The following is a 25,835-nucleotide window of genomic DNA, read 5'->3' on the forward strand; positions in this document are numbered from 1 at the left end:
GAGGAGGTCAGTATGAGCGGCAAGCGGTACACCGATGAGTTCAAGATCGAAGCAGTCAAGCAAGTTACCGAGCGAGGCCATTCGGTAGCAGATGTGGCCCAGCGTTTAGGCATTACGACGCATAGCCTGTATGCCTGGCGAGCGAAGTTCGATAAGCCGGATGTCGAGCGGCAGACGGAATTGGACCAGAGCGCCGAGGTGCGGCGACTGAAGGCCGAACTCAAGCGGGTGACCGAGGAGCGCGACATTCTAAAAAAGGCCGCCGCGTACTTTGCAAAGGGATAACGGCAAGGTACGCGTTCGTGCGGGCGCATATCAACGAGCATTGTCTGCGCACGATTTGCCGCGTTCTCGACGTTCATCGCAGCGGCTATTACGTCTGGCAGCGTCAGTCGGGCAGTGCGCGCGAGCACGAGGATGAACGACTGCCGGGTCTGATCAGGCATATTGGCTGGCCAGCGGCGGCGTCTACGGTTACCGCAAAGTCACGTTGGATTCGCGTGAATCAGGCGAGACGTGCAGTCGTCACCGCGTGCTCCGGTTGATGCAGATCGGAGGTTTGCGCGCCGTGGTTGGCTACGGTAGCAAACCGCGATATCGCGGTGGTCCACTCGGCGTGGTTGGCAACGTATTGAACCGGGACTTCGCGCCTGACGCGCCAAACATGGCTTGGGTAACCGACACACCTACCTCCGGACCTGCGAGGGCTGGCTGTATCTGGCGGCGGTCATGGATCTGTACTCGCGACAGATCGTCGGCTGGGCGACCCGCTCCACGATGACCCGTGACCTGGTGTTGCAGGCTCTGTTGGCAGCGGTATGGAAACGCAAGCCGGAACCGGGCGTCGTGATTCATTCGGATCAAGACAGCCGGTTCACCAGCAATGACGAGCAATCGTTTCTGAAGGCCCGCCACATGGTGCCGAGCATGAGTCGTCGCGGTAACTGCCACGACGATGCCGTGGCGGAAAGCTTCTTCAGTGCGCTGAAAAAGGAACGAATCAAACGGCGAATTTATCCGACCAGGGCGACGGCAACCACAGATGTGTTCGATTACATTGAGATGTTCTACAACCCCATTCGCCGGCACGGTTTCGCTGGCAACCTGTTACCTGTAGAGTTTGAGCGGTGCTATGCGCTAAACGGCTCGTGAGTGACTATGAAATTCTGGCCGGTCCACCACGGAATCTTGGGAAATCCACAAGTGAGTATTTCAATGTCCACCTCAATTCTAAAAAGTAATAGATACATATTTGAGCCCGCTGGCCAAAATCTCATAGCCAAGTGCCCAGAGCCCGTGACTCGAGTTATTGTTGTTGGCGCTGGGTTTTCGGGAGTTGCGGCGGCCAATTCGTTGCAAACGAGTGGTGTGGAGGTCGTAGTTCTGGAGGGGCGCTCTGGTATTGGCGGGCGGACGCACACGGTGCCTATGCAAGGTGCCAGCGTGGAGGCGGGCGCCGCGTGGATTCACGCACCGATCGGCAACCCCTTGACCGAATTGGCTGACTTTCTTTCGCTCGGGCAGCGAGAGTTTGCGATCAGCGACATCTTTTCAGATATTCGACTGGTGGGCAAATGCGGAGACGTGCTGGGTACGCCTGAGCGTGATCGGGTAATGGGGTTGGCCGATGAGATCGAGACGGAGCTGATTGAATCTGCTGGCTCCTATGCGCCGACGCAGACCGTGGCCGAGTTGCTCGAAACCCGACTACTCTCAATCACCGATCCGGCCCTGCGGGAGTGGGTGCGTTTTGTCCTGTACACGGGATTTCAGGCGGATTTGGCTAGTCCGGCAGAAGATATTTCCATCGTAAACTATGCCGTGGATGCCGGATTCAGCGGGGGAGACAACTGCATTGTAGGAGGCTACGGCACGATGCTTTTTCGGCTTGCAGATGGATTGAAAATCCACTGCGACTGTCTCGTGAATGAGGTGCTGCAAGACGCCGAAGGCGTCACCGTATGCTGTACCAACGGCCGCGTTGAGCGGGGTTCGCATGTGGTGATGAGTGTGCCGCTGGGAGTTTTGAAGGCCGGTGATATCCGTTTCTCACCGGACTTGCCAGCGGTAAAGAAAACAGTCATCGAGCGCTTGGGTTTCGGGTCATTCGAGAAACTCATTCTCCAGTTTGAGCAAGCATTCTGGCACTCGGGGAATGCTTGTTCCCGCGGGGTGCTGATTCAGGATCACCCGGTCTTTCCGTACTGGATTGATGTGTCTCTCAGTGCCGGTCGTCCGACTTTGGCTGCGCACATCTCAGGGCCACCCGCCTTCGCGTTGGCTCGGTTGAGCCGTGATGCCGCCCTTGCGATGGCTTTGTCGGCACTCGCCAAAGCCTTTGGATGTGACATTCCGCACCCTACGGCCGTCCACCAGACCAACTGGCTTGGCGATCCGTGTAGTCGCGGCGGGTATACACATCTGCCTCCTAGTTCAGGGGTTCCGGATATACAGACACTCAGCGAACCCGTAGGGCGTCTGCTTTTCGCCGGCGAGGCTACTTCTACGCAACGCTTCGGCTATGTAGACGGGGCATTTGTCTCAGGCCTTCGTGAGGCCCAACGGCTGATCGGTGGCGCTCATGTGCAACTGTCGGCTACTTGCTACGATGCATAAGGAGATCGAGACCCGGACATTCGGACTTATTGGTGGCATGGGTTGGGAGTCCAGTGCCGACTATTACCGGATCATCAATCGAGAGGTACGCTTATCTCTGGGCCGTAAGCGCTCGATATGTACCGTCTGGTCATGAGAGTGATTTTAAAAATATGCCATTCGTCTACTTTATGCCAGGCATGAAAATAGAATGTGATCTCTCGATAATTCCAGATTTTCATCTGGAAAAACGTTAGCTTCCTATCCATGCGTAGCAATCGACATTGACCTGGGACGTTTCTTGTAGCCATTTTGCAAGTGAGTTCTCTTTTATCCTGGAGGCAAGGAGAACTCGATGAAGAAGCGATTTGCCGACGAGCAGGTCATCCGCATCTTGCGCGAGGCCGAGAGCAGGGACGAGCCGGTGAAGGATCTGTGCAAGCGCTACAACATCTAGGAACAGACGTTCTATCGTTGGCGCAACAAGTTCGGCGGCATGGATGTGGCCGACGCCCGCCGGCTCAAGGATCCGGAATCGGAGAACGAGCGGCTCGAGCGCCTGATCGCCGAGCAGATGCTGATGATCGACGGCCTGAAGGAATTCAGCCGAAAAAAATGAGTACCCCAACGGGCCGGCGCGAAGCGCTGGAAGTCCTGACTCGGTGGGGTCTCTCGCAACGCAAGGCATGTTGCTATCTGGGGCTGAGTCGCCGGGTGGCAACCTATACGCTCAAGCAACCGGAGAAGGATCGGAGCCTGGGTGCGCGACTGATTGCGGCCTTTCAGGAAGTGCCACGCTTCGGCTACCGGCGGATGTCGGCCTGGCTGGCGCTGGGCGAATCGCGTGTGCGGCGAATGTGGCGAGCCTTGCAGCTCAACACTTCGCGACGGTGTCCTCGCCGTCGTCGTTGTGGCAACGAGATTCGCCTGCCCGGTGCGACACGGCCGAATTCGGTATGGAGCTACGACTTCGTACACGACCAGTTGGTGGACGGGCGGGCGTTGAAGATGCTTTGCGTGATCGATGAATACGCCCGCGAGTGCCTGGCGATCGAAGTCGGCGCCAGCTTGCGGTCGCAGGATGTGATCTTGAAGCTGTCGCGACTGATGCGGCTGTACGGCAAGCCCGCATTCGTTCGGTCTGACAACGGCGCTGAATTTACTGCTGCCAAGGTCATGCAGCTGGCTGCGAGACGCCGCTATCGGTCCCGCCTTCATCGCGCCTGGCCAGCTCGCCTCGGGGCAATGGGTCGACACACTGTCGGGCTGGCGCAAGACGTTCGAGCCGTACTCCCTCGATTACCGGAGCCGTCGTCATGCGTCGCCCACGTTTGCGCTGCTGGTCGACGCGCTGTGCGACAGCGCCAGGTGCGCGCTACAGCGCCATGTCCTGCGCAATTTCCGCGATTTGCCGGCGCAGCCACCCGTGCGCCGGATCGTCGTGCGTGCGCTCGTGCCAGATCATCGTCAACGCGAAAGGGGCGACTTCGACCGGCAACGGCACCAGCGTGACCGGCATCGACAACGCGACGTGCTGCGCGAGACGGCGCGGCAGCACCACCGTCATGTCGCTTTTCGCGACGACCATCGGCGCCACCAGAAAATGCGGCAACCGCATCGCGATGCGCCGATGCAGCCCTTGCCGCGCGAGCGCCGCGTCGACGAGCTCGCCACCACGGCCGCCGATCGTCACCAGCACATGCGACAGCGCCGCGAAGCGCTTCGGCGTCAGTCGGGCGGATAGCGCCGGATGCCCGTTGCGCACGATGCAGACCAGACTGTCGTCGTAGAGTTTTCGACGATAGATACCGGCAGGCAGGGTGTCATCGTCGAACGCGCCGAGCGCGATACCGGCCGTGCCGTTCGCCACGAGTTCGACGTTGTTGCCGCGCGACGGCGGCATGTCGAGATCCATGCCCGGCGCGCGCTGTTCCAGCCGCGCAATCACGTCAGGCATCAGCGTCAGCGCCATGTGATCGAGGCTTGCGATCGAGAACTGCCCGCGCGTGGTGGCCGGATCGAATACGGCAGGCGCGACGATGCCGGCCGCTTCCGTCAGCACGCGCGACACGCGCAGCGCGAGCGATGCCGCGCGCGGCGTGAATTCCAGCCCCTTCGGCGTGCGCACGACGACGCGATCGTCGAGCAGCGTGCGCAGCCGGCCCAGCGCGCGGCTTGCCGCCGGCTGCGTCAGGCCGAGCCGCACACCGGCGCGCGTGACGCTGCGCTCCTTGAGCAACGCGTCGAGCAGCTTGAGCAGGTTGAGATCGACGTCACGCAAATCCACTTCGTGCATGCTGGACATGATCGGTATGCATTTGAGTTATGAGATGCCAGCGTACATCATCGAAGCCATCGCTCCAACGGGTGGAGCGGCTGTCGGGAGAACACATGTTCGTTGTTACGGGAGTCACCGGGCGCACGGGAGCCGTCGCGGCCCAGGCCCTGATCGATGCGGGCGTCGCGGTGCGCGTGGTCGTGCGCGATCGCGCGAAGGCGGCGCGTTTTGCCGCGCAGGGTGCGGAAGTGGCGGTCGCCGATCTGGCCGACGCCGACGCATTGACGCGTGCCTTTGCCGGCGCGCACGGCGCGTATCTGGTCAAGCCGCCCAACTATGCGCTGGAGAACCTGTTCGAACACGCAGACGTCACGGCGCGTGCCGTCGCCGAAGCAGTGCGTGCGGCGGGCTTGCCTAAACTCGTGCTGCTGTCGTCGGTAGGCGCCGACCGGCCGGACGGCACCGGCGTGATCGCGACCAACCGCACGGCCGAGCAACGTCTGGCGGAACTGGGCATTCCGGTCGTGTTCCTGCGCGCGGCGTACTTCATGGAGAACTGGGCGCGCGTCGTCGAGCCGGTCCGCACGCAAGGCATCCTGCCGAGCTTGCTCGTGCCGGTCGAGCGTGCCGTGCCGATGGTCGCGACCGAGGATATCGGCCGCATCGCGGCGGGCCTCCTGCGTGAAGAGTGGGCGGGCATCCGGAAGATCGGCCTGGCGGGGCCGATTGCGTATTCGCCCGGCGACATCGCGGCGATCTTTGCGCGCGCGCTGAATCGACCGGTGCGGCCGGTGGCGCTCGAGCCTTCCGCGTGGGCCGGGGTACTCGCGATGAATCCGTTCTCGACCGCGGCGATCGATGGCTTCATCGAAATGAATCGCGGGCTGAACAGCGGCCACATCGACTTCGGGAGCGACGACACGGTCGAGCTTCGACAAGGGCGCGTGCCGTTCGAACAGGTCGTCGAGGAGATCCTGCGGGCGTGACGCCGCGCATCGCCGCGGCATCGCGGCGTTCGTTGCCCGGATACGGGCGCCATCGCGTGTGTCGAACGGCCGCAACGGACCGAACGGCGTCACGCGCGATCCGGCTCCGCCGCGGCGCCGGTCATTTTCTCTTCGACCGCGACCTTTCCGGTCCACCCACCTGCGCGGCCGTGGCCAGCAGGCTGCGCAGGAACACCATGATCATGTGCCCGATCGGCACCTCGGACAGGATCGACTGCTGCAGCGACAGGCCCTGCGAGAGCCCCATGAACGAAATGGCCAGGACGGCCGGTGGTTCGGGCGGCACTTTCTTCAGCCGCGCGAAAATCTGTTCGATGCAATAGGCGAGGCCATCGCGGTGGGCGTCCAGCAATGCCTGCGACGCGATGGCAAAAGCGGGGTTGCGCCGCCCCTGAAGCTTGAACTCGACGCCCAGCACCGACCACTCGGGCTCGGCATCGACGGTTCGCGACCAGACATCCAGCGCATTCAATATGTCCTCCCCGGACGCGGACGGGTCGCTCAGTACCCGGGCGATGTCGGCCACTTGCGCCTTCGAACGCTCCCGCATCAGCTCGACGAACAACGCCTCCTTGCTCGCGAAATTCGAATAGAACGCGCCCTGCGTATAGCCGGCCTCGGCAGCGAGATCCCTGAGCGACGTGGCGCCGAACCCGCGGTCGACGAACAGCCGCTTCGCCGCGGCGAGCAAATGCGCGCGGGTCTGCAACCGGCTTTCTTCGCGGCTCAGCCGCGGGGGAAGGGGAACCATGTTCATGGCCGAAAGGATATCAGTTGATATTTGAGATAGATACCATTACGATCCGATTTCGGATATCACTCGATATGTGGAATGCGGCGCGCGATTGTGCACCTCATTGTCGGCAATGGGCAGGGATCACACGGACCAATGCCGGCCGCTTTGCCGCGGCAATCAAATGCGGTGGGTCGGCCGCACGGCGAAGCGCACCGCGCTTTTGGCCGGACGGGTATCGGTTGATATTTGAGATGGATGTCATTGTTATTGCATTTGCAATTATCGATTGGGCAATGAAACAGGCGGCGCGCTGGTGCGCCTGACTGTCCGCATCGGGCGGGGACCGGGCGGACGATCGTTCCGGTGTGGGGCGTCGATGCGGCGCCGGTACGCCAGGGATTCGCGCTTTTGCCGCATCGCGTGGCCGATGCGCGGAGCGCGTCGCCTGCCGATCAGGTAAAGGTCACGCCCACGGGACGTGATGAATCATTCTGTTAGTCATGCGAATCATGTGGATTCGTATGCGGATGCATGATGGGAAGCAGAAGATGAGCGTGAGCAAGACCTATGCGCAGCTCGTAGTCGAGCTGGCCGAACTGGACGAGGAAATCGAGCATGCACGTGCCCGCGAGCGCGTCGATGCGATCGAGAAGGTTCACTCGCTGATGGATACCTATGCGATCAAGCATCGCGACCTGGTCGGCCGCAACGGCAGCCGGGGTTCGTACATCGTGAAAGTCCTGCCGGCGCGCTATCGCGATCCGGCGAGTGGAAAGGAGTGGAGCGGGCGCGGCAATGCACCGCTCTGGATCAGGGGCAAGGATCGTCGTCAGTTCGTCATCGTCAAGCCGCTGGCCACCGGCAAGAAAACCAGGGCCGGCTGACAGAGGGCGCAGGGCCACGGCGGCGTATGACGCCGGCGGCGGCTGCACCACGAGCAGCGTGGCGCCTTCAGGCGACGGCGCCACGGTCGCATGCAGCCCGAACGGGATTCGGCGTCGCGCGCGCCTATCCCCGCCCGACGAACGGCATGGCCGTCGCCATGATCGTCATGTTCAGGATGTTCGTGTCGAGCGGCAGGTTCGCCATCTGGACGATCGCGTTCGCGACATGCGTGACGTCCATGCGCGCCTCGGGCGCGAGGCTGCCGTCGGCTTGCGGGACGCCTTGCGTCATCCGTTCCGTCAGCGACGTTGCTGCGTTGCCGATGTCGATCTGGCCGCACGCGATGTTGTACCGGCGGCCGTCGAGCGCCAGCGCCTTGGTGATTCCGGTCACCGCATGCTTGGTGGCCGTGTAAGCGATCGTATCGGGGCGCGGCGCATGTGCGGAGATCGAGCCGTTGTTGATGATTCGGCCGCCCTGCGGCGTTTGCGCTTTCATCAGGCGCCAGGCCGCCCGCGCACACAGAAAGACGCCGGTCAGGTTCGTCGCGACGACGCTGTTCCACAGGTCGAATTCATATTCGTCGAGGGAAACCGCAGGGGCGTTGCGGCCGGCATTGTTGAACAGCACGTCGAGCCGGCCGAACTGCTGCGCGATTTGCGCAAACGCGTGGTCGACCGATGCTTCGTCGGTGACGTCCGCAGGAAACACGTGCGCGTCGCCGCCGGCGGCGCGGATCGCGTCCTGCGTTTCGCGCAACGAGGCCTCCGTGCGCCCGAGCAGCGCGACGGTGAATCCCGCCTGGGCGAGCGCGACGGCCGCCGCGCGACCGATGCCGGCGCCGGCGCCCGTGACGGCTGCGAATTTCTTCGAGACTGACATGGCTTGATTTCCTGCTGGTTGAAAGAGGGCGAGGCGGCCGATGACCGGGATCATCGCCGCATCCGGCAATGTAGTCGAAATGCGCGGCGCGCATGTTCGAGCGACATCGTCAGGCACGCTCGATTGCGCGATGGCCGCGACTACTTCTTCCGGCCGGGCGTGGCCCTCCGTGCCCGCGTGCCGGTTTGCGCGAACAGATCGACCACCACGTCGCGCAGCCACCGGTTCCCTTCGTCCTGGTTGACGCGCGCATGCCAGAGCATGTGAATCGGCGTACCCGGCAGCGCGACGGGCAGCGCGCGCCAGCCCAGCGAAAACGGTGCGGCGAGCTGCTGCGCGAGATGCTCGGGCACCGTCGCGATCAGGTCGGTGCGCTGCAGGATGTAGCCGACGCTCATGAAATGCGGCACCGTGAGCCGCACCTGGCGCTTCACGCGGCGGCGCTTCAGCCATTCGTCCACCTGCCCGTGACCGGTGCCGGCCGACACCACGACCAGATGTTTGGCATTGCGCCACGCGTCGACCGTCAGCGGCGCGTCCTCGAGCGGATGCCCCCGACGGAACAGGCACACATAGCGCTGATCGAACAGCCGGCGCTGATAGAAGCCGCCCTGGAGCTGCGGCAGCAGGCCGATCGCGAGATCGACACGGCCGTCGGCCATTTCGTCGCCGAGATTGATGCTCGTGTTGCGCACAGTATTGAGCGCGATGCCCGGCGCCGCTCGCGACAGGTGTTCGAGCAGCGCGGGCAGGAACACGACTTCGCCGATGTCGGTCATGCCGATCGTCAGCGTGCGCGTGGCGCGCAGCGGATCGAAACCGGTCTCGGGATTGAGCGCGGCGTGCAGGGTCGCGAGCGCGTGCGACACGGGTTCCGCCAGGCGCAGCGCGAACGGTGTCGGCACCACGCCGCCCGGCCCGCGCACGAACAGCGGATCGCCGAGCCGGCGGCGTAGCTTCGCGAGCGCATTGCTCACGCCCGGCTGGCTCATGTTCATCTGCTCGGCAACGCTCGACACGCGCCGTTCCTGCATCAACCGCTGGAAAAGCAGCAGCAGGTTGAGGTCGACATCGCTCAATTCCATGGGTTTTGCCTCGCCGGGTTCATTGCATCCAGTGATGATGCAGATTCCTTTCATTTTATTGCGGGATGAAAGTCCGCTCCCGAGAATACCGATACGGCCCATGCAATCGACATGGCCGCTGCGCAAGCCGCAGACCCCACATCGGAACATCGGAGACACCTTCATCATGCAGACGAACCTGAAGATTGCGATCGTCGGCGCCGGGATCGGCGGCCTGACGCTCGCGCTTGCCCTGCGCGAGCACGGCATCGACGCGCAGCTCTACGAACAGACGGAGGTGTTGCGCGAAGTCGGCGCGGCCGTCGCGCTGTCGGCCAATGCGACGCGCTTCTACGAACGCATGGGCTTGCGTGCGGCCTTCGACGCGGTGTGCGCGGACATCCCGGGGCTCGTCTATCGCGACGGCCGCAGCGGTGCGGTGATCGGCCATCATCGCGGCGCGCCCGACTATCGCCGGCAATTCGGCGGCGCGTACTGGGGCGTGCACCGCGCGGATCTGCAGGCGGTGCTGTCGAAGGCGGTCGGCCTCGAATGCATCCATCTCGGCCATCGGTTGACCGATCTCGCGCAGCATGCCGATCGCGTCACGCTGGCGTTCGACAACGGTGTGCGCATCGACGCGGATCTCGTGATCGGCGCGGACGGGGCGCGCTCGATCACGCGGCGCTGGATGCTCGGCTACGACGATGCGCTGTATTCGGGCTGTTCGGGTTTTCGCGGCGTGGTGCCGGCTGCGCGGCTCAGCCTGTTGCCTGATCCCGAAACGCTTCAGTACTGGATCGGGCCGCACGGGCACCTGCTGCACTATCCGATCGGCGACGACGGCGACCAGAATTTCCTGCTGGTCGAGCGTCATCCGTCACCGTGGCCGTCGCGCGACTGGGTGATGCCGGCGGAAGAGGGCGAGCAACTGCGTGCGTTCAGGGGCTGGCATCCGGCGGTGGTGCAGATGATCACGGCGATGCCGATCAGCCAGCGCTGGGGGTTGTTCCATCGGCCGCCGCTCGGCCGCTGGAGCCGCGGGCGCGTGACGCTGATCGGCGACGCCGCGCATGCGCTGGTGCCGCACCACGGGCAGGGCGCGAATCAGTCGATCGAGGATGCGGTGGTGCTGGCGGCGCAACTGGCGCAGGCCGGGCCGGGCAACTGGCGTGAAGCGCAGGAAGCGTACGAGCGGCTGCGTCGCGGCCGCACGCGCAAGGTGCAGTACGCGTCGATCTCCGTGGCCGACGTGCTGCACCTGCCCGACGGGCCGGCCGCGCAGGCACGCAATGCGCGTCTGGCCGAGCGCGACAGCGTGCTGCATCACCTGGACTGGATTCACGATTTCGATGCGCTGGCCGGGGAGCCGAGCGAACGACAGGGCGGTACGTGGCTTTGAGCCGGGCATGCCGGAGGCGGCGATTTCCACGTGGACGTAGCTGGGTGAAGTCGGGCGGCAGTCCTTTGCAGCCCGGCACGCGCCCCCGGCGTATTGCTTCATGCGGCAGCATGGCTCAACCCAGCAACGGCGGCAGTTCTTCCTTCAGAAAATCGACCAGCGCGCGCACGGCCGGCATCATGCCGCGCCGCGTCGGGAACAGCAGCACGAGCCGTCCCTCCCGCGAGCGCCACGTCGGCAGAACAACCTGTAGCGCGCCGGACGCGATCTCGGCGCGGCATGCATAAAGCGGCAGGCTTGCGATCCCCAGCCCGGCCAGCGCCGCTTGCTTCAGCGTTGCGACATTGTCGCTCTGCACGCGCGGCCGGATCGTTCGCGTGACGACGTCGGCGTTGGCGCCGATCAGCCGGAGCGCGGCGGCCGGGTCGCCGATCGGCGCATGGATCAGGAAATCGTCTTCGGGGAGCGTGTCGGGCGTATCGATCGGACCGGTTGCGGCCAGATACGCGGGGCTCGCGATCAGCCCCCAGCGCGCGGTGCACAGCGGAACCTGGACGAGGCTCGACGATTCGACGTCGAAACCCATGCCCCGTACCACTACGTCGATGTGTTCGTCGACGAGATCGACTTGCCGATGGCTGGCCTGCAGCGCGAGCCGGACCTTCGGATAGCGCTGCATGAAACGGGGCAACAGGCCGGCCAGTACGATATCCGTGATCGCGATCGGCATGCTCGCGCGCACCAGCCCCGACGGCTCGGCGGTGCGGCGGCGCACGGCGTCCTCGCCGGCCAGCGCCTCGTCGATCATCGCGCGGCAATGCACGTAGAGTGCTTCGCCGGCGTCCGTCAGGCTGAGGCGGCGCGAGGTGCGCTGCAGCAGCCGGGTGCCGAGACGGGTCTCCAGATCGGTGATGCGCCGGGAAATATGCGACTTGCTGACGCCGAGCGCGTCGCCGGCCGCGGTGAAGCCGCGATGCTCGACGACCTTCGCGAACAGGTAGAGGTCGTTCAGATCGGAGGAAGCCGGATTCATTCGGGATTCGCCAGGGGAAAACGTCGACATATCGTTTCCACATGGAAACGATGGGTTGATTTGAAGTGTATTTATCGTTTGTCGTTGCGTAAATATCATTCTTTCCAACCGGCGCTGACAAGCACCGGGCGATTCGGCCGGCACATCGGTCCCGCCGATCCGTCACCCGACATCATCGTGAGGAAAGACATCATGAAACGCTTCTCCCTTCTGAAAGCCGCGGCTGCCGCCATCGCCATCGCCTTTGCCGGTACGGCCGGCACGGCTGCGCTGGCTGCTGAAGCCGCACCTGCAACCACGCCCGCGTCAGCACCCGTCGCCGTCGCACCGTCGGGCGCGCCGTATTCGCTGCTGTCGCGCGACAACACCGTGCTGCTGCTGGTCGATCACCAGGTCGGCCTGTTCACGGGCGTACGCGACATCGACGTCGGACAGCTTCGGCACAACGTGGTCGCGTTGGCGAAGGCCGCGAAGACGCTCGGCATCCCGGTCATCGTCACCGCGACGATGCCCGACGGCATGTGGGGGCCGACCATCCCCGAACTGAAGGCGGCGCTGCCCGGCGTGCCGGTGATCAGCCGCACGTCGATCAATGCGTGGGACGACCCGAACGTGCGGGCCGCGATCGAGAAGACGGGCCGCAAGCAGGTGGTCATCGCGGGTGTGTCGCTGGAGGTGTGCGCGACGTTCCCGGCACTGACGCTCAAGGCCGCCGGCTACGATCCGCGCGTGGTGCTCGACGCGTCAGGCACGTTCAGCGACGCGAAGCGCACGGCCGGGCTGCAGCGCCTCGCGGGCGCCGGCATCCCCGTGACCGACTACGCGACGGTCGGTGTCGAATTGCTGCACAGCAACGTCGATCCGAAGGCGCAGCAGGTGTATGCGGATCTCGACATGCCGTTCGCGAACCTGGTCTGGCAGCTCAAGAGCGCATCGGGCAAGTGACGGGGCAAGCGGTTTCGCGGGGCCGGCGAGGGCGCGTGCCGTCGTCGCCGGGCCATCGTGCAGGAAAAGGCTATCCAGCCAGGAGCACCACGATGAACGAATATGTGCGGATGTCGCGCGTCGTTACCGGTCGCGATCTGATCATCGGCGAATCATTCAGCGCCAGGAATTTCGACGAGGGCAGGTTCGGCGGGGCGATGGACCCGGTCATCATGCTCGATCACTTCGAGATGACGGCGCCGACCTTCGACCCGCACCCGCATGCGGGTATCTCGGCCGTGACGTACGTGTTCGAAGATGCAACGGGCGCGCATGTCAATTACGACTCGCTCGGCAACCACGGGCCGATCGAACCGGGCGCGCTGCACTGGTTTGCCGCCGGCCGCGGCGCCGTGCATACGGAGCAGCCGGAAGGCGACGGGCATCGTGTCCATGCGCTGCAGATTTTCGTGAACCTGCCGGCCGCGAAGAAGTACGACACGCCCTATGCCGTCCATGTCGAGCCGCATGACATCCCGGAGTTCGCGGCGCCCGGCGTGCGGGTGCGTGTCGTCACGGGCAGCAGCAACGGCGTGAGCGCGCCGGTCACGGAGAAACTGCCCGAGCCGTTCACGTTGCTGGACGGATTCCTGTCGCGTGCGTCGTCGTTCGACCATGTGTTGCCGCGCGGATGGAATGCGACGATCCATGCGGTTTCCGGGACGCTGCGCGTGGAAGTTGACTCGACCGCGAGCAGCCTGAAGGCCGGTGACGCGGTCGGCGTCATGTTCGACCGCGACGCGCCGGGCGACCGTGTGCGGATCCGCATCGTTGCCGACGACGATGCGCACTTCGTCGTGCTGTCCGGTGCCGCGTTACGGGAGCCGATCGCCAGGCACGGCCCGTTCGTGATGAATACGCGCGCGCAGCTCGACGAGCGGATCAGCGCCTATCAGAAAGGGGCATTCGGACAACTGGCCGCGCCGTTCGTCGCGCGGTGATCGGCGCAGGGCGGGACGGCATCGTCGTGCCGCGGGTTCCGTGCGTTGATGCCGGGAGACTGCTTGCGTCCGCACGACGGACGCAAGCAAGCGCGCGCCCGACCGGGGCGGCCATCACTTCACGCACTCGAGCGCGTACTTCAACCCCTGCCCGAGCAGCCCTCGCCATACGTCCCACGTATGCCCGCCGTCGACGATGCGCAGTTCGGCCGGGTTCTGCGCGCGGCGCAGGTGCGTGTACAGCACGCTCGATTCGGCCTGGATGGTCAGGTCGTCGTCGCCGGCCGCGATGAACATCGGGATCCGCCAGCTGCGCGCGAAATAGCCGCGCATCAGCGCCGGGTAGTTGAGCTCGTGCCACACGCGCGGGTCGAACTGCCGGTCGCCGAACACGCCGACGTAGCGCGCGGCGGAATTGAGCGGCGGCTCGTTTGCGTAGATCGCGGGGCTCAGCAGCATCGCGCCGCAGAACAGCCCGGGTTCGAGCAGCGAGAAGCGCAGCGCGCCGAAGCCGCCCATCGACACGCCGCCGATCGCGCGGCCCGCGCGCTGGTTCGACACCGCGAAGTGCGCTTCGACTTCGGGCAGCAGGTCGTTGAGGAACGCGCTCTGCATCTTCTCCTTGCGGTCGACGTACCAGTCGGTGCCGCCCTGCGGCATCACGATCACGACGGGCGGAATCTCGCGGCGCTCGATCAGCGTGTCGGCGGTGGCCTGCAGCCGGCCCTGCGTGACCCAGTCGTTCGCGTTGCCGGCATTGCCGTGCAGCAGGTACATCACCGGGTAGCGCGCGCCTTCCGGGTTGTAGCCGGGCGGCAGGTAGACCGTGTACGACCAGTCGCGCTTCAGCGAAGCCGACCGGAACGAGCGCAGCACGACGCTGCTGCCCGGATTGAGCGCGGGCTCCTGGGCGGCCGACGGGGTTGTCGCGGTCTGGAGGGCCGGCGGTGGCACGGGCGATACCGTCGGCGCGGCCGGCGTGGCGCGGGCGGTGGCGATGGAGCCGGCGATCAGGGCGATGGCGAACGGAAGGGCGAGTCGGCGCATGTCGAATCGTTTCAGGAGAGGCGCCGGCTATCGTAGCAGCGGCGCATGACGGCGCGGCATGTCATCGCCGCGATCGGAACGGCAGCCGCGCGACGAGCGGCCCGTAGAGTTTGGCGACGAGATACAGCAGGCCCATCGCGACGACGTCGGCGGTCAGCCCGAGCTTCACGTCGAGATAACCTTCGGTCGCCTGGTAAAGCAGCGAATCGACCGCGAGCGAGATGCCGGTGCCCGCGACGAAGCACAGCAGCCCCTGCCGGCCGATCGTGCCGATCCACGGCATCGCGTGCGCGACCTTCTTCATCCAGCCGAGGTGGACGAGCTTGGCCGCGAGCCACGCGATCGCGAGGAAGTTCGCGAGCCGCAGCGCGCCGAGGTTCTGCTTGATCGACGGATCGGTCGGGAACGGTTCGATGCGCAGCCGGTAATACGCGCCGGCCGCGACGATCGCGAGCGAGACGGCCGTCAGCAGCCAGCCTTGCGGCTTGGGCGCGAGCGTCTGGTAGACGGGCTGGCAGCGCGCGATCACGCCGAGCACGAACAGGAACTGCCACGCGAACGGATTGAAATCCCACGGCGCGCCTTCGACGGTCGGCAAGAAGCGCGCGACGTGCGGCGCCGCGACCCACAGCGAGCCGCTGAACGCGAGCAGCAGCCACGGCTGCGTGCGCGCGAGCGGCAGCGTGAGCGGGACGAGCAGCGCGAAGAACGCGTACATCGGCAGTACCGATGCGAGGTACGGCTGGCGGCGGAACAGCAGGATGTCGCGCAGCGCGGCGAGCGGCTTGTGGAGCAGGCCGTCGAGGTCGTTGGTCGGCATGTTCGGGCCGTCGATCGCGAACGCGTTCAGCGCGGCCGTGATCAGCAGCATCAAGCCGGCCGTCACGAGGAACGCGCGGTAGATCTCGAACGCGCGCCGGATGAAGCGCTGGCGCGCGGCGGCTTCGTCGTGCCGCTCGGCGAGCGAGTTGTACGCGATCGCGGTCGCGAAGCCGCCGAGGAACACGAACACCTCGGCCGCGTCGCACAGCGCGTACGCGTGCAGCGTCACGCGCGACAGGATGCTGCCGCCGATGTGGTCGACGACGATGACGAGCAGCACGAGGCCGCGGAAGAAATCGAGCTCGGCGTAGCGGCCGGCCCGGGCCGGTGCGGTCATCGGACCGCCTCCCGGCGCGGGCCGCGTGCGCGGCCGGCACGCGCCGCGCATGAATCGGGGTGAAGCATGACTTCGTGAAGAAATGACGAACGGATGCGCATTGTGCCACCGATGCGCCACCTCTCGGGTTTACGCGGATGGCGGGCCGTCCTGCCGCTGCCGATAAGCCGGGTCAGGCAGTCTGCGCGGCAGGGCAGTTGGACGAGCGCAACGTTTTGCGCCGGGTTCACATACCCCGATGGACGGACGGTTTGCGACGTGACACCATTTTGTCCTCACGCGGCCGCACACCGCGTCGTCCGCCCTGCGGGCCACACATACAACAGATCAAACATTCGCCGGGCGCTCGACCTGCCCGGCCCCGGCTCCGGAGATCCGTCATGAAGAAGCACGTCATTTTTACCGCCGCGCTGGCCGCTTTCGCCGCGCCGGTCTTCGCCCAGAACAGCGTGACGCTGTACGGTGTGATCGACGAAGGCTTCAATTACACGAACAACGTGAACGTCAATGGGGTCGGAAAATCGAATTACCAGCTCGCGAGCGGCTATGCGCAGGGCAGCCGCTGGGGCCTGAAGGGCAGCGAGGATCTCGGCGGCGGGCTGAAGGCGATCTTCACGCTGGAAAACGGTTTCGACGTGAACAACGGCCGGCTCGGTCAGGGTGGCCGCATGTTCGGCCGCCAGGCATTCGTCGGGCTCTCCGAGTCGCGCTTCGGCACGCTGACCTTCGGCCGCCAGTACGACTCGGTCGTCGACTATCTCGCGCCGCTCACGGCCAACGGCAACTGGGGCGGCACGCTGTTCTCGCACCCGTTCGACAACGACAACACGGACAACTCGTTCCGCGTCAACAACACGGTCAAGTATGCGAGCGCCGACTGGAACGGCCTGACGTTCGGCGGCACGTACAGCTTCAGCAACAGCACCGGCTTCTCGAACAACCGCCAGTACAGCCTCGGTGCGCAATATTCGCTGGCCGGGCTGCAGGTCGCGGCGGCGTACCTGCAGGCGAACAACCCGGGTGTCGGCAGCGCGGGGGCGATCGCGGCGGATGACGCGAACTTCATCGCCGACCGCCTGCGGATCTTCGGCGGCGGCGTCAACTACACGTTCGGCCCGGCCACGGTCGGTTTCGTCTACACGAAGACGGACGTGAAGAATCCGGTGTCGACCGTCTACCTGCCGGCATCGACGTTCGCCGGCCTCGGGCTGACCGCGACGAAGTTCCAGAACTTCGAGATCAACGGCAAGTACCAGCTCACGCCTGATTTCTATCTCGGCGCGCAATACGTGTACACGGACGGCAAGTTCGATGCCGCGGCCGGGTCGTTCAAGCCGAAATACCACACGGTCGGCCTGATGGCCGACTACAGCCTGTCGAAGCGCACTGACGTCTACCTGCAGGGCGCATGGCAGAAGGTTGCCGGCGACAAGACCGGCACGGCGGCCGATGGCGGCTACGTGGTCGGGACGGACGGCCCGTCGGCGTCGTCGAACCAGTTCGCGGTGCGTGCCGCGATCCGCCACAAGTTCTGATGTTCTGATCGGGTGGCGCCGGGGCCGCGTGCTTCGGCGCCGGCTGCCGTCACGTCGCCCAGGGCGTGGCGCCGAGCGTTTCCGCGAGCCAGTCGACGAAGATCCGCACGCGCGGCGCGAGATGCCGCCCGGTCGGAAACACCACCGACACCGGCAGCGGCTCGGCATTCCATTCCGGCAGTACCTCGACCAGCGAGCCGTCGGCCAGCAGCGGCGCGAGCCCTTCGCGCGGTACCTGGATCAGCCCGAGGCCCGCAAGACAGCACGCGAGATACGCCTGCGAGCTGTTGACCGATACGACGCTGCGCATCTTGACCGCGTGCAGCTCGCCCGAATCCATGTCCGCATATTCCCAGTCCAGCTCGCGGCCCGTGCGGCTCGAGACATAGCCGACCGCGACGTGGTCGGGCAGCTCGTCCGGCGAGCGCGGTGTGCCGTACCGTTCGAGATACGCGGGCGCCGCGCAGTTGACCTGCGCCAGTTCGCCGATGCGCCGCGCGACGAGCGACGTGTCGGACATCGCGCCGATTCGCACCGCGCAGTCGATCCCGTCGGCGACGAGATCGACGAAGCGGTCGGTCGTGCCGATCACGACGCGCAGGTCGGGGTAGCGCGCGTGGAAATCCGGTAGCGCCGGAATCATCTGGTTCACCGCGAAGCGCTCGGGCAGGTCGACGCGGATCGCGCCGCGCGGCGTCGTGCCGGCATCCTCGAACAGCGTTTCCGCGTCGTCGAGATCGGCCAGCAAGCGCATGCAGCGCTCGTAGTAGGTCGCGCCCTCGGTTGTCAGCGCGACGCGCCGCGTCGTGCGCTGCAGCAGGCGGACTTTCAGGTGTTTTTCCAGATACTGGACGGCGTTGCTGACCGTCGGGCGTGGCAGTTGCAGCTGCTCGGCCGCTTTCGTGAAGCTGCCGAGATGGGCGACGCGCGCGAAGATGCGCATTGCTTGCAGATGGTCCATGCGGGGCGGGTGCGTTGGCGGATGGGGCAGGCTCCATTGTTAATCAGCGTCGAATGGATTGGTTGAGTGTTTCGCATTTATCGTGCGCCGCGGTGCATCCAGAATCCGGCCTGTCGATTCATCACTCGAGGAAACGGACATGGATACGCGTGAACTGGGCCGTACCGGCCCGCGGGTGTCGGCGCTCGCGCTCGGCTGCATGGGGATGTCGGACTTCTACGGGCCGGCCGACCGCGACGAGAGCATCGCGACGCTGCACGCGGCACTCGACCACGGCATCACGATGCTCGACACCGGCGATTTCTACGGAATGGGCGACAACGAGATGCTGATTCGCGATGCGCTGCGCGGCCGCGCACGCGACCAAGTGCTGATCAGCGTGAAATTCGGCGCGCTGCGCGACCCGGCCGGCGGGTTTGCCGGCTACGACGCGCGGCCGGCGGCGATCCGCAACTTCGTCGCGTACTCGCTGAAACGGCTCGGCACCGACTACATCGACATCTATCGGCCGGCGCGCGTCGATCCGGCGGTGCCGATCGAGGAGACGATCGGTGCGATCGCCGATCTCGTGAAGGCCGGCTATGTGCGCCATATCGGCCTGTCGGAAGCCGGCGTCGACACGATCCGCCGCGCGGCGGCCGTCGCGCCGATCTCCGACCTGCAGATCGAGTATTCGCTGCTGTCGCGTGGTATCGAGGCCGGGATCCTGCCCGCGTGCCGCGAACTCGGGATCGGCGTGACGGCCTACGGCGTGCTGTCGCGCGGGCTGCTCGGCGGGGGCTGGAGCACGGCACGGCAGGGCGAGCGCGATTTCCGCGCGGCGAGCCCGCGCTTCCAGGGCGAGAACCTCGCGCACAACCTCGCACTCGTCGACGCGCTGCGCGCCATCGCCGACGAGAAGGGCAGCAATCCGGCGCAGGTCGCGATCGCGTGGGTGCTGTCGCGCGGCGGCGATATCGTGCCGCTGATCGGCGCGCGCAAGCGCACGCAGCTTCAGGACGCGCTGCAGGCGGCAGAGATGCAACTAACGGTCAAGGACATCGCCCACATCGAAGCGGCGGTTCCCGCCGGGGCGGCTGCCGGTGAGCGCTATCCGGCCGCACAGATGGCGCACCTCGACAGCGAGCAGGGGCGGGGGAGATCTCACGGGGACTGATCGGTTCAGATCGGCTTCTGTTTCGGAACGGGTGCGGCATTCGACTCGGAATCGGGTGCCGGGGCGGGGTTCGGCAACCCGGATGCATGGTCCGGCCTCGCCTGCCTTGACGCCGGCGGCGCGAGTTTCGCCGGCCCGTGGCCCGCGGCGCGACATCACATCGGCACAATCGCGCGACCGGCTCCGTCCGGCAAGCCCTAGCCAGCCTCAGGCAAAGCCAGATGGCGGGCGGCGCGATCGGGGTTCACCATCGGCGCCGTACTCAACCGGACGGAATGCCTTTCATGCACATTCATACGCTGACCATCATTGCGGTGGTGTTCCTGCTGGCCGGCGCGGTCAAGGGAATGATCGGGCTCGGCCTGCCGACCATCGCGATGGGGCTGCTGACGCTCGCGATGCCGCCGTCGGCCGCCGCGAGCCTGCTGCTCGTGCCGTCGTTCATCACCAATGTGTGGCAGTTGTGGCTCGGCCCGTCGTTCGGGCCGCTGTTGCGCCGCCTGTGGCCGCTGCTCGCCGGTCTGACGATCGGCACGCTGACGGGCGGGCTGCCCGCGCTCGCGGCCGGCAGCACCTGGACACACGCGGCGCTCGGCGTGGTGTTGATTCTCTACGGGCTGTGGGGGCTGGCCGCCATGCGATTGCCCGCGCCGGGGCGCCATGAAAAATGGCTGTCGGCCGTGGTCGGCTACCTGACCGGTGTCGTGACGGCCGCGACCGGTGTGTTCGTCGTGCCTGCCGTGCCGTACCTGCAGGCGCTGCGGCTGTCGAAGGACGACCTGATCCAGGCGCTCGGGCTGTCGTTCACCGCATCGACGATCGTGCTCGGCCTGCAGTTGCGCGTGACGGGGGCGCTGGAGACAGTCGATCTCGGCGTGTCGGCGCTCGCGCTCGTGCCCGCGCTGGCGGGTATGGCCGGCGGGCAATATGCGCGGCGCGTGATGAGCGAGAAGGCGTTCAAGCGCTGCTTCTTCGTCGGGCTGATCGCGCTCGGCGCGTATATGGCGGCTTCGGGGTGGCTGTGAGCGGGCATCGCCGGCGTGCGTGATGCCCGCTGTCCGTGACGATCCCGAAGCCGGTTTCGACAACCGGCTTCGGGTGCATTCACCGGACGTGGGTCACACCGCTCAGGCCGGGTCGGCGTACTTCAGCGTCCACCCGAACGTGCGGGTCGCGCCTGTGCCGAGTGCGAACGGCTTCGTCGTGCACGCGAAGTTCGAATGCAACTGGCCGATCGGCGTCGTCGACAGCGGATTCGTCGTGCCGTTCACCGTGTCGAAGGCGGACAGCGCGCAGTTGTCGAACCCGGACGCCGCATAGCCGGTCGCGGCGCTGTTCGCGTACGTGACCGACACGCCGTCGCCGTTGGCCTGCGTCGACGCGAAATCCGCGAACGACGTGAAGTCCGTCTCGACCGACAGGTTGCCGGTGAGCGTGCCCGTGCTCAGCGTATCGCTGCGTGAGACCGAGCCGTGCGCGAACGTCAGCACCGTGTGCACCTGCAGGTCGAGATCCGTCGTATACGCCGCGTTCTTCGATGCGAGCCGGAACTTCGCGGTATCGAACGACACGATCACCTGCCCGTTGCCTTGCTGGACATTCAGGTTCTTGTAGTACGTGACGGGAATGTAGGTCTTGCCGTTGTACGACACCTGCGGAATCAGCAGCGCGTAGCCGAGATCGGTCGTGCCGTAGGTCAGCTTGTCGGAGGAAGGCACCGGGTAGTACGGCGTGAACGAGTTGTAGTCGGGCGCCTGGCTGAGGTTCAGGTTGATCACGCGCCGGCCATCGCGCACGGTCACCAGCGCCGCGCTGTACGGATGCGCGGGATCGTTCGGCTGGTTGTACCAGGTGAGCGTGTAGTGCGGCAGCGCGTCGAGCCACGCGTTGTAGTCGGCATCGGCCATCGGCGCCTTGCCGCCGAAGCCGAGCTTGTTCCACCACGCGTTCACGTACAGGTACTGGTGCAGCAGGCTGAAGTTCTCGCCCATCACGCGCGGCTTGCCGCGATACGCGTCCGTGCCGCGGCCCTTGACCCACATGTTCACCGACGGCGTCGGCAGCGACGGGTCGTACCAGAACGTGTCGAAGCGATGCGCGGCCTTCGAGATGAACGTGTACGCGATCTGCTTCTCCTGATCGGACAGCACGCCGGCGTTGGCGGCCGCCGTCAGCACTTCCATGAACGCGGAATCGCCGTACGGGCCGATCGAGCGGCCGTAGTTGAAACCTTCGCCGTCGCCGTTCAGCTGCGGCAGGATCAGGTCGACGGACTTGCGCAGATACCCCTTCAGTTCCGGTGTGAGATTCGCTTCGTTGCCCATCTCGAGCGTGCGCTCGGTGACTTCGCCGATCAGCAGCGTGCTGTAGCGGTCGAAGCGCGCCTGGTCGTAATAGGTCGTGTGCGTGTTCGACGCTTCGTCCGAGAACCCGCCCGACGAATCGTTGCGGATGTGGTTCGTGAGCGTGTACAGCAGCGCGTCGCGCGCGCCCATCGTCGCGACCGACGGATCGGTCTTCGATGCGAACGAAGGGCTGCTCCAGCCGAGCTTCTGGCGCAATCCGGCGATTCCGTAGGACACCGCATAGTAGTTCTGCGCGGTGTTCAGCGACGCGATGTCGATCGGCGTGCCGGCGGCCGGGCACGTGTCAGTCTTGCCGCTCGCGTCGGGGCCGAACATGTCGCAGAACCGCAGCCGCTGCTGCAGCGTCGCGAGCATCGCGTCGCTGAAGACTTCGTTGAGCATCCCGTGCGCCTTCAGGTTGTTCAGCGCGACGAGGTAGTAGTACTCGCCCCAGGACGTATTCGCATACGTGTAGTTGCCGCCCGACTGCGCCATCATCGCGGTCGTGATCGTCTGGTACGTCGCGAGGTAGCTTGCGTATTGCGGATCGTTCTTCGACTTCATGTCGATCAGGATGTACGACAGGCCGAGCGCGAGCTTGCCGGGCAGGAATTTGTCGCCGGTGTTCGTGTCGAGCACGTGGACCGGCGTGCCGTCGCCGAGATCCATCACGACCTGCGTGAAGTCGGGCGACTTCCGGATCAGGTCGAACAGCGCGCGCATCTGGCCCATCATCGTGATCGGCGTATCGGTGCCGGCCGGCACGCTCGTGTCGGCCGCGCCGTAGACGAGCGCCTGCAGCGAGCTCGCCGCGAGCGTGGCGGCGGGCGGCGACGTCGGCGTCGAGCCGGACGGCGGGGACGACGAAGACGGCGGATCGGTGATGTCGTTGCCGCCGCAGGCACTGACGAACACGACGGAAAGGGCGCTGAGCGCGGCGCCGAGCGCGAATCTGCTGCGCGGATGCATTGTGTCTCCAGTTTGAATAGTGATGAGGAACGGGCGGGTGTGGCCGTTGCCGCGCTCGATGCCCGTGCCTGGTCTCCGTCTTGAACCCTGATCCCTGAAGACGGACGGCCTGAATCACCACTCGAGCGGGCAAGCGTTCTCCCTGCACGGGCCGTGACCGGCGTCGCGCGAATACATTGGAAAACGTTTTCCAAATTTAGGCATCGAGCGGCATGATGTCAATGAACTTTCACGCTGGATGCGCCGGGACAAACCCGGATGGTGGAAAGGAGGGAATGGCGCGCGAGCTTGGAATGTCGCGAAAATTACCGGGATTTTTTCCGGCTGAGACGAGATGCAGTGCGGGATGTTGACGCGGACGCGTCGAGCAGAAGGGTTATCCAGCGATGTGCGTTTGCCGGAATTTTAAAGAAAACGTTATCCATAAGGATCGAAGCGAATCGTGCGGTGCATCGCGACATCGACCGCGAACGGCGCGCGTCACTGCAGCGTGGTTTCGCCGGACAGGAACGCGACGAACTCCCGCGTGTATTTCGGCAACGCGTCGAACGACCGCGCGCACAGCGTCAGTCGGCGGTGACTCCACGGATCGGACAGCTCGACGAGTCGCACGTCCATCGTCTGCATCGCACGCTCGGCCGCATGGCGCGACACGATGCCGATGCCCACGCCGCTGGCGATCACGCGGCAGATCGCATCGAAGCTCTTCAGTTGCACGCGATAGCGGATCCGCTTGCCGAGCGCGCGCGACTGGTCGGCGAGATGCACCTGCAGCGCGCTGCCGTCGGTGAGGCCGATGAAGTCGGCATCGGCGATCGTGTCGAACGCGACCTTGTCATGCGACGCGAGCGGATGCGCGGCCGGCACGACGACGATCAGCCAGTCCTCGCGGAACGGCTTCTGTTCGAGCCCGCCGAGCCCGACCGAATCGGCGACGATCCCGACCTCGGCCGTCTTGTTGCGGATCGCATGCACGATCTCCTGGCTCGAGCGCTCCTCGACGCTGATCGACAGCTTCGGATGATGCGGCAGGTAATCGGCCAGCGCATCGGGCAGGTATTCGCTCAGCGACGCCGTGTTGCACAACAGCCGGATATGCCCGCGCAGCCCCTGGCCGTATTGCTGCAGTTCGCCGCGCATGTGGTCGATCTGTTGCAGCACGGTGCGCGCATGGTGTTCGAGCGCGCGGCCTGCGTCGGTTGCCTGCGCGCCCGACTTGGTCCGGTGCAGCAGCGGTACGCCGAGCTCGTCCTCCATGCCGCGGATGCGCTCGCTCGCGGCCTGCAGCGTGATGTGGGTCCGCTCGGCGCCGCTCGTGATCGTGCCGGCTTCGCAGATGTTCAGGAAGAGCCGCAGGTCGGTCAGGTCGAAGCGCATGATGGTTGGGGGCGATCGTATTGGAATGGCCGATAAGTTAGCAGGGAACCGCAACCGTGGTCTCAGGCGCAGCCTGAGGCCCGATTCGCCGGTTCCGCATTTTCGGGGCGCGATCGATGGCGGATCATGGCCGCACATCAACCGGGGAGCCTGTCATGCAGATCGATTCGTCGTGGGGCGTGTCGTTCAAGATCGCGCTGCACGTGCTGTTCCTGTGTATCGGCATCGCGTGGGCCTGCTCCGAACTCGCCGCGTGGCTGCGTTGAGCGTCGCGGCGGACGCGCGCCGCAGTGGGCGTGGGCGGTAATCGCACGCTTCGTGCCTATCGAAACAGATCCGCCATAGTTTCCTGAAACGAAAATTCTTCCGTTTTCGCGTAAAAGACCATCAAGTTTTTCTGGATCGGACCGTATTACCGGTAGCGAATGCCGGCCGGCATCCGGTTCGTGATCGTTTGTCATCATTGTTTGCATCCGGTTACACGTCGGCCGTTCCGTTTTTGAGATGCTTGAAAGATTGTCAAACCGGAGTCGGATCGTCCATGAAAACGCGCGAGATTCACCGTCACGCGGCGTGGCTGCCAGGCCTGGCAGCCGTGCTCGTCATGGCCGGTTGTGCAGGCACGCAGTCCGTTCCGCCGAGCGACACGCAGGCGGGACAGCCGTCGCCGTCGAGCCCGCTCGCCATTGCGCCGTCGGCCGCCACCCCGCCTCCGGCGCCGATTCTCGTCGCGCAGAAGTATGTCGTGAAGCGCGGCGACACGCTGACGGGCGTCGCGACCGCGAACGGCTGCAGCGTGGCCGACCTGCGCACCTGGAACAAGCTGGGCGCGAACGGCAGGCTGCGCATGGGGCAGGTGCTGCGTATCGTCAAGCAGCAGCCGTTGCCGCCGCCGGGCTCGGGCGGCACGCAGGTGGCCGCCTCGTCGGCCACGAGCAATGGCGCAGGGAGCAACCCGGCGTCGGCGCAGGCCACCGCGTCGACCGCGAACGACCGTCAGGTCGTCAAGGAGACGAAGCGGCATGCAGGCGGTGTCGCGCTCAAGTGGCCCGCCAGCGGCAAGATCGTCGACGGGTTTCGGCCGGGGCAGAACCGCGGCATCCAGATCGCCGGCCGGCCGGGCGACCCGGTCCGCGCCGCGGCCGACGGCCGCGTGATGTACGCCGGCACCGGCCTGAACGATTACGGCAGCCTGATCATCGTCCAGCACAACGCGGATTTCCTGACCGCGTATGCGCACAACCGCAAGCTGCTCGTGAAGACGGGCGATATCGTGCGCCAGGGCGACGAGATCGCCGAGATGGGCGATCTCGACAACTCGCGTGTCGCGCTGCTGTTCGAAGTGCGGCGCGACGGCAAGCCGGTCAATCCGATGCCGTATCTGCCTTCGTCACAAGGGTGAAGCAGGGCCGTTTCGCTGGAGCGTGGCGGCGGTCGCTGCTACGCTAGGGCCTGTTCATGCGAGTCCCGCGCGTCGCG

General features: G+C 65.4%; 20 protein-coding genes and 2 pseudogenes. 12 read left to right on the top strand and 10 right to left on the bottom strand.

From position 1 onward, the window contains the following. Positions 1-12 precede the first annotated feature (12 nt). From HAV18_RS01285 to HAV18_RS01295, 3 genes and pseudogenes are all read left to right on the top strand, one after another. Positions 13-1,152, top strand: a pseudogene (locus HAV18_RS01285) (IS3 family transposase). A gap of 144 nt (positions 1,153-1,296) precedes the next feature. Then, a complete protein-coding gene (locus HAV18_RS01290; protein WP_166951641.1) occupies positions 1,297-2,616 on the top strand; it encodes an NAD(P)/FAD-dependent oxidoreductase in 1,320 nt (439 codons plus the stop codon). A gap of 334 nt (positions 2,617-2,950) precedes the next feature. Further along, positions 2,951-3,862 (top strand): annotated as a pseudogene (locus tag HAV18_RS01295) (IS3 family transposase); the annotation flags it as partial. Positions 3,863-3,970: 108 nt separating this feature from the next. Here the strand turns inward: HAV18_RS01295 and HAV18_RS01300 are convergent. Further along, entirely contained in the window at positions 3,971-4,900 is a 930-nt protein-coding gene (locus HAV18_RS01300; protein ID WP_243771517.1) for a LysR family transcriptional regulator, read from the bottom strand. Between the two features lie 86 nt (positions 4,901-4,986). On the opposite strand from HAV18_RS01300, the gene HAV18_RS01305 reads away from it, so the two are divergent. Further along, entirely contained in the window at positions 4,987-5,859 is an 873-nt protein-coding gene (locus tag HAV18_RS01305; protein WP_166951643.1) for an NmrA family NAD(P)-binding protein, read from the top strand. A 121-nt stretch (positions 5,860-5,980) separates the two neighbouring features. On the opposite strand, the gene HAV18_RS01310 is transcribed toward HAV18_RS01305, so the two are convergent. Continuing rightward, positions 5,981-6,637 carry a TetR/AcrR family transcriptional regulator gene (locus tag HAV18_RS01310; RefSeq protein ID WP_166951645.1) on the bottom strand — a complete coding sequence of 219 codons (657 nt, stop codon included), beginning with the start codon at positions 6,635-6,637 and terminating at the stop codon, positions 5,981-5,983. A gap of 527 nt (positions 6,638-7,164) precedes the next feature. Between HAV18_RS01310 and HAV18_RS01315 the strand changes: the two genes are divergently transcribed. After that, positions 7,165-7,500, top strand: coding sequence for an H-NS family nucleoid-associated regulatory protein (locus HAV18_RS01315; RefSeq protein ID WP_243771518.1), 336 nt, complete (start codon positions 7,165-7,167; stop codon positions 7,498-7,500). A gap of 124 nt (positions 7,501-7,624) precedes the next feature. Here the strand turns inward: HAV18_RS01315 and HAV18_RS01320 are convergent, their stop codons facing one another. Together HAV18_RS01320 and HAV18_RS01325 are read right to left on the bottom strand one after the other, a co-directional pair. Further along, positions 7,625-8,383, bottom strand: a complete 759-nt coding sequence (locus HAV18_RS01320) for an SDR family oxidoreductase (protein WP_166951650.1) — start codon at positions 8,381-8,383, stop codon at positions 7,625-7,627. 140 nt (positions 8,384-8,523) lie between these two features. Continuing rightward, complete coding sequence (locus HAV18_RS01325) at positions 8,524-9,468, bottom strand: LysR family transcriptional regulator (RefSeq protein ID WP_166951653.1); 945 nt, start codon at positions 9,466-9,468, stop codon at positions 8,524-8,526. A gap of 166 nt (positions 9,469-9,634) precedes the next feature. On the opposite strand from HAV18_RS01325, the gene HAV18_RS01330 reads away from it, so the two are divergent. Next, complete coding sequence (locus HAV18_RS01330; protein ID WP_166951655.1) at positions 9,635-10,849, top strand: FAD-dependent monooxygenase; 1,215 nt, start codon at positions 9,635-9,637, stop codon at positions 10,847-10,849. Positions 10,850-10,964: 115 nt separating this feature from the next. On the opposite strand, the gene HAV18_RS01335 is transcribed toward HAV18_RS01330, so the two are convergent. Continuing rightward, positions 10,965-11,882 carry a LysR substrate-binding domain-containing protein gene (locus HAV18_RS01335; protein WP_166951657.1) on the bottom strand — a complete coding sequence of 306 codons (918 nt, stop codon included), beginning with the start codon at positions 11,880-11,882 and terminating at the stop codon, positions 10,965-10,967. Positions 11,883-12,074: 192 nt separating this feature from the next. On the opposite strand from HAV18_RS01335, the gene HAV18_RS01340 reads away from it, so the two are divergent. Beyond that, a complete protein-coding gene (locus HAV18_RS01340) occupies positions 12,075-12,827 on the top strand; it encodes an isochorismatase family protein (RefSeq protein WP_166951659.1) in 753 nt (250 codons plus the stop codon). Between the two features lie 92 nt (positions 12,828-12,919). Next, the gene (locus HAV18_RS01345; RefSeq protein WP_166951661.1) at positions 12,920-13,807 is read left to right on the top strand and encodes a pirin family protein; all 888 of its coding nucleotides are present in this window, start codon (positions 12,920-12,922) and stop codon (positions 13,805-13,807) included. Positions 13,808-13,921: 114 nt separating this feature from the next. Here HAV18_RS01345 and HAV18_RS01350 read toward each other — a convergent pair whose 3' ends face one another. Beyond that, positions 13,922-14,854: an esterase family protein gene (locus tag HAV18_RS01350; RefSeq protein ID WP_166951663.1), complete on the bottom strand. Its 933-nt coding sequence runs from the start codon at positions 14,852-14,854 to the stop codon at positions 13,922-13,924. Between the two features lie 61 nt (positions 14,855-14,915). Continuing rightward, positions 14,916-16,013, bottom strand: a complete 1,098-nt coding sequence (locus HAV18_RS01355) for an OpgC domain-containing protein (protein WP_166951665.1) — start codon at positions 16,011-16,013, stop codon at positions 14,916-14,918. Between the two features lie 380 nt (positions 16,014-16,393). Between HAV18_RS01355 and HAV18_RS01360 the strand changes: the two genes are divergently transcribed. After that, a complete protein-coding gene (locus HAV18_RS01360; protein WP_166951667.1) occupies positions 16,394-17,548 on the top strand; it encodes a porin in 1,155 nt (384 codons plus the stop codon). A gap of 49 nt (positions 17,549-17,597) precedes the next feature. Here the strand turns inward: HAV18_RS01360 and HAV18_RS01365 are convergent, their stop codons facing one another. Further along, on the bottom strand, positions 17,598-18,509 hold the full coding sequence (locus HAV18_RS01365; protein WP_166951669.1) for a LysR family transcriptional regulator: 912 nt from the start codon (positions 18,507-18,509) through the stop codon (positions 17,598-17,600). Positions 18,510-18,648: 139 nt separating this feature from the next. Between HAV18_RS01365 and HAV18_RS01370 the strand changes: the two genes are divergently transcribed. Then, on the top strand, positions 18,649-19,665 hold the full coding sequence (locus HAV18_RS01370; RefSeq protein WP_166951672.1) for an aldo/keto reductase: 1,017 nt from the start codon (positions 18,649-18,651) through the stop codon (positions 19,663-19,665). Positions 19,666-19,949: 284 nt separating this feature from the next. Continuing rightward, a complete protein-coding gene (locus tag HAV18_RS01375; RefSeq protein WP_208101631.1) occupies positions 19,950-20,690 on the top strand; it encodes a sulfite exporter TauE/SafE family protein in 741 nt (246 codons plus the stop codon). 102 nt (positions 20,691-20,792) lie between these two features. Here the strand turns inward: HAV18_RS01375 and HAV18_RS01380 are convergent, their stop codons facing one another. Together HAV18_RS01380 and HAV18_RS01385 are read right to left on the bottom strand one after the other, a co-directional pair. After that, a complete protein-coding gene (locus HAV18_RS01380) occupies positions 20,793-22,979 on the bottom strand; it encodes a hypothetical protein (protein ID WP_166951677.1) in 2,187 nt (728 codons plus the stop codon). Between the two features lie 480 nt (positions 22,980-23,459). Further along, entirely contained in the window at positions 23,460-24,356 is an 897-nt protein-coding gene (locus HAV18_RS01385; protein WP_166951680.1) for a LysR substrate-binding domain-containing protein, read from the bottom strand. A gap of 541 nt (positions 24,357-24,897) precedes the next feature. On the opposite strand from HAV18_RS01385, the gene HAV18_RS01390 reads away from it, so the two are divergent. Continuing rightward, a complete protein-coding gene (locus HAV18_RS01390; RefSeq protein WP_166951682.1) occupies positions 24,898-25,758 on the top strand; it encodes a peptidoglycan DD-metalloendopeptidase family protein in 861 nt (286 codons plus the stop codon). The last annotated feature ends 77 nt before the right edge of the window (positions 25,759-25,835 follow it).

Origin of the sequence: Burkholderia sp. D-99 (genome assembly GCF_011605345.1) — a bacterium.
Taxonomy (GTDB): Bacteria; Pseudomonadota; Gammaproteobacteria; order Burkholderiales; family Burkholderiaceae; genus Burkholderia.